This is a genomic window from Pseudomonas sp. NY15372, assembly GCF_048068215.1.
In the GTDB taxonomy this organism is placed as follows: Bacteria; Pseudomonadota; Gammaproteobacteria; order Pseudomonadales; family Pseudomonadaceae; genus Aquipseudomonas; species Aquipseudomonas guariconensis_A.
Window position 1 is genome coordinate 1 of sequence record NZ_JBLUPY010000070.1, and the last position, 3,746, is coordinate 3,746.

The 3,746-nt window shown below is 64.4% G+C and carries 5 protein-coding genes; 1 reads left to right on the forward strand and 4 read right to left on the reverse strand.

Annotated elements, in window-relative coordinates:
- Positions 1–173: 173 nt before the first annotated feature.
- Together ACNFG0_RS22745 and ACNFG0_RS22750 are read right to left on the reverse strand one after the other, a co-directional pair.
- Positions 174–704, reverse strand: coding sequence for a hypothetical protein (locus tag ACNFG0_RS22745; RefSeq protein WP_196145790.1), 531 nt, complete (start codon positions 702–704; stop codon positions 174–176).
- A gap of 59 nt (positions 705–763) precedes the next feature.
- Positions 764–1,285, reverse strand: a complete 522-nt coding sequence (locus ACNFG0_RS22750; RefSeq protein ID WP_416766507.1) for an ankyrin repeat domain-containing protein — start codon at positions 1,283–1,285, stop codon at positions 764–766.
- Positions 1,286–1,558: 273 nt separating this feature from the next.
- Here ACNFG0_RS22750 and ACNFG0_RS22755 point away from each other — a divergent pair, with 273 nt between their 5' ends.
- Positions 1,559–1,831 (forward strand): DUF3509 domain-containing protein, encoded by a 273-nt coding sequence (locus ACNFG0_RS22755; protein WP_084854960.1) that lies wholly within the window; start codon positions 1,559–1,561, stop codon positions 1,829–1,831.
- Between the two features lie 81 nt (positions 1,832–1,912).
- On the opposite strand, the gene ACNFG0_RS22760 is transcribed toward ACNFG0_RS22755, so the two are convergent.
- Both ACNFG0_RS22760 and ACNFG0_RS22765 read right to left on the reverse strand, forming a co-directional pair.
- Complete coding sequence (locus tag ACNFG0_RS22760) at positions 1,913–2,449, reverse strand: oxidase (RefSeq protein WP_416766508.1); 537 nt, start codon at positions 2,447–2,449, stop codon at positions 1,913–1,915.
- Positions 2,449–3,603 carry an MFS transporter gene (locus ACNFG0_RS22765; RefSeq protein ID WP_196156796.1) on the reverse strand — a complete coding sequence of 385 codons (1,155 nt, stop codon included), beginning with the start codon at positions 3,601–3,603 and terminating at the stop codon, positions 2,449–2,451. The genes ACNFG0_RS22760 and ACNFG0_RS22765 overlap by 1 nt, the downstream gene beginning before the upstream one ends.
- Between the last annotated feature and the right edge of the window lie 143 nt (positions 3,604–3,746).

A 3,746-nucleotide genomic window follows, 5' to 3' on the forward strand; every position in this document is an offset into this window, starting at 1 on the left:
AGCGGGCTTGTCCCGCGATTAAGGGCGAAGCCCTTGCCAGGCGACGGTGATATCCGGCCCGGCCCAATCGCGGGACAAGCCCGCTCCCACAAGGCCCGCAAAATCAAATAGTTATGCGTTGTTCTATGGGAGCCGGCTTGCCGGCGATTGGGCCGGTACAGCCGCCCCTTGACTCAGACGTGCACCGCCACCCGCAACGCCTCCAGCGCCGGCTCCACCTTGATACCCAGCACCGCCCCCAGCTCCAGCACCCGCGCCAGGTCGTTCTGACCGACCATCACCATCTGTAGCTCGTCATCGAGCAACTGGCTGAAATTGAGCAGCACGTAGCCGCCCGCTTCCTTGTTCAGGGCGCCCATCTGCACCTGGATGCGGTTGAGCGCGGTCAGCGCCTCGGTACGCGCCAGCTGCTTGGGCTTGAGGGTGAACGGCACGCTCTTGTCGAACGAGTCGGTGATGCGCTCGAACAGCTCCTGGTAGCTGTCGGCCTGGAACAGCACGGTATCGGGCAAACTGCCGAGCACCACCCATTCGCCCAGGGGAATGGGGAAGGTGTCGTCATAGTTGATGTCCGGGTTGACGGCGAGGAAGGCGGCCGGGTCGGCATAAGCCTGGGCGGCTTCGTCAGCGATGCGCTCGATGTCTTGTTCGCGCATGCAGCCGGCGCCGATGAGGCTGATGAATTCGATCAACTGGTTTTTCATGAGGGGGCCTGCGGCTTGCGAAAAAGTCGCCAAGGATAGCCGCAAATGCCCCCGGAGGGTTAGCCGGCCAGCGCCTGCAAGCGTGCGGCGGTGTCGGCGGCGCCCATGGTCTGGGCGGCGGTCAGGGCGGTGGCGCCACGGGCATCCTGGCGAGCTGGGTCGGCGCCCTGGGCCAGCAGGAAGTCGAGGATCTCGACGCGGTTGAACATGGCCGCCAGCATCAGCGCGGTACGCCCGTCCTCGGCAGCGGCATCCACCGGCACGCCGTGTTCGAGCATCAGGCGGATCATCGCCAGGTCGCCCTTGAACGCAGCGCCGGCAATGGGCAGCTGGCCGTTGTCGTTGGCGATCAGCGGGTCGGCGCCATGGGCCAGCAGTACCTGCACCGCGTCATGATGACCGTGGTAGCTGGCGAGCATCAGCAGGGTGTCCCCCTTGTGGTTGCGCAAGTTGGCCGGCAGGCCGCTTTGCAGCAGGCGCCCGAGCATCTGGGCATCGCCCCGGCGGGCACGTTCGAAGACTTCTTCGGCGAACGCGGCGGTTTCGTCGTCGGTCATGGCGATGGGTTGTTGGTCGGACATCGGGAACCTCCTGGCATAGTCGAGAGCCCAAGTGTTTGTCAGGCAGTGCCAGATGGTCAAAGGTTCAGAATCTATAGGGGCCAGAGGCAAACCCTATGAACCTTGCAAAATGCACTGTGCAAAATGCACGACCTTGCACAATGCACGGTCGCCTCAATGCCATATATTTTCAACTCTTTGATTTTAAAGGAAATATAGATCAGCAAGCGGCTGGCACGGTCGCTGCAACCTTCAACTCCAGAGTCTGCAAACACAACAGTCAGGAGTTGAGATATGGACCTCATCCAGGAAAAATTCGCCTCGGTCTTCTCCGCCTACAAAGTCGAAACCCAGCCGCGTCCCGATGGCGGTATCCAGCTGACCCTGCGTGCCGCCGACGGCAAGGTCACCCGCCGGGTGCTGTCGTATGCGCAGTTGCACAGCGCGGAGCAGCTGTCCTGGGCGATCAGCGCCATTCGCCGTGACCTGGCCGAACAGGCCAGTGAGTTGCCGGTGATCTCGATGCTGCAGAGCCAGCAGCGCTTTGCCTTGCCGACCTATCGGTAAGCACGAAACGCCCAATCGCCGGCAAGCCGGCTCCCACAATGGCATAAGGTTTTGTGGGTGCCGGCTTGCCGGCGATTGGCCTTAGAACTCGTTCATCCCGGCAAACCCACGGGCCGAGGCATCACCGGTAAAGCGCGGCTGCATACCCTGCTCGCTGCCGAACAGGCGCAAGGCCAGGCAGAATGGGTTGTCGCCCAGGTCGAACCAACGACGGGTACCGGCCGGCACCACCAGCACATCGCCTTTCTCGCACACCACCGCATACACCCACTCACCCAGCCGCAAGCTGATTTGCGCGCGCCCGGTGATGACCGCGAACACTTCTTCCGCCTCGTGCACATGCTCATCCCGCAGGTCGGCCTCGGCCGGGGCCTGGCCATCGCGATCGAGCAGGCTGAAGGCCACGCTGCCATGCTCGGTCATCATCGCGTCGAGCAAACCACGGCCCTCTGCCAGCACTTCGTCACGGCTGGTGCCTGGGCGAATGCGCAGCTCATGGGGCCACCGAACGAATCGCACGCCCTGCTCGACCAGGGTCGCGGCGATATCGTCATGGTGGGTCAGCACCTTGTTCGGCACCTCGGGGCTGGATGTGTGGAAAACGCTGAGAATGCTCATCAGAGGCTGTTCCTGGTTTCTTTCGAACAAAGGGCAATGATAACGGCTGCGGCCAAGGCTGCGATGCTGGCCATACCAAAGGTGAAGGCTGGGCCCAGCAGTTTCCAGCTGTAGCCCGCATAGAGCGCTCCCAACGCCCCGCCGGTGCCGGACAAAGCCGCGTACAGCGCCTGGCCCTGCCCTTGCTGGCGCGCGCCGAAGCTGCCCTGGACGAAGGCGATGGACGCGGCATGGAAGCAACCGAAGGTGGCCGCGTGCAGCACCTGGGCCACGACCAGCACCGCCGGGATGTCCGCCAGGCTGCCCAGCAGCAACCAGCGCAGCGCCGCCAAGAGGAAGCTGGCCAGCAGCACGCGGCGCACGCTGATGCGGGCGAAGATCCGGCTCATGGCCATGAACACCAGCACTTCAGCGACCACCCCCAGCGCCCATAACAGGCCGATGGCACCGCGGGTATAGCCAAGGTGCTCCAGGTGCAAGGTCAGGAAGGTGTAGTAAGGGCCGTGGCTGAGCTGCATCAGCGCCACGCAGGCATAGAACGCCAGCACGCCCGGCGCCGTCAGCTGGCGCAAAAAGCCCCCTGCCCCCTTACGCTCGGCGTGTTCCACCGGCTGGGCGTTGGGCACCCAGAGGCTGGCGAGGAAGATACCGGCCATTATCGCCACCAGCGCCACCGGATAGATGTCCAGGCTCAGCCACTCGAACAGCCGGCCCAGGCCGACCACGGTGAGGATGAAACCGATCGAGCCCCACAGGCGCACCTGGCTGTAGCGGGCGGTCTGGCCGTGCAGGTGGGCCAGGGTGATCACTTCGAACTGGGGCAGCACCGCATGCCAGAAGAAGGCATGCAGGGCCATCACCAGTGCCAGCCAGGCGTAGCTCTTGTCGACGAAGATCAGCGAGAAGGTCGCCAGGGTCGACAGCGCGCCCAGGCGCACGATGAGCAGGCGCTGGCCGCTGCGGTCACCCAGCCAGCCCCACAGGTTGGGGGCGATGCAGCGCATCAGCATGGGAATGGCCACCAGCTCGCCGATGCGTGCCGGGGAGAAGCCCAAGTGGTCGAAGTACAGCGCCAGGAACGGGGCGGTGGAGCCGAGCAAGGCGAAGTAGAAGAGATAGAAGCTGGACAGGCGCCAGTATGGAATCGGAGGCATGGTTGGGGCCTTGTGAGGTGCCTGTTGCGACCCAATCGCGGGGCAAGCCCGCTCCGTAGCGCTCGGGGGGGCGGGCGTGCCCCGCGATTGGGCCGGGTGAGGCCCCCGGTACCTGACTGGAGAACACCCTTCTCCGAGGTGGC

Coding starts and splice junctions, on each gene's coding strand:
- ACNFG0_RS22745 (WP_196145790.1), bottom strand. CDS start 704: ATGAAAAACCAGTTGATCGAATTCATCAGCCTCATCGGCGCCGGCTGC.
- ACNFG0_RS22750 (WP_416766507.1), bottom strand. CDS start 1,285: ATGTCCGACCAACAACCCATCGCCATGACCGACGACGAAACCGCCGCG.
- ACNFG0_RS22755 (WP_084854960.1), top strand. CDS start 1,559: ATGGACCTCATCCAGGAAAAATTCGCCTCGGTCTTCTCCGCCTACAAA.
- ACNFG0_RS22760 (WP_416766508.1), bottom strand. CDS start 2,449: ATGAGCATTCTCAGCGTTTTCCACACATCCAGCCCCGAGGTGCCGAAC.
- ACNFG0_RS22765 (WP_196156796.1), bottom strand. CDS start 3,603: ATGCCTCCGATTCCATACTGGCGCCTGTCCAGCTTCTATCTCTTCTAC.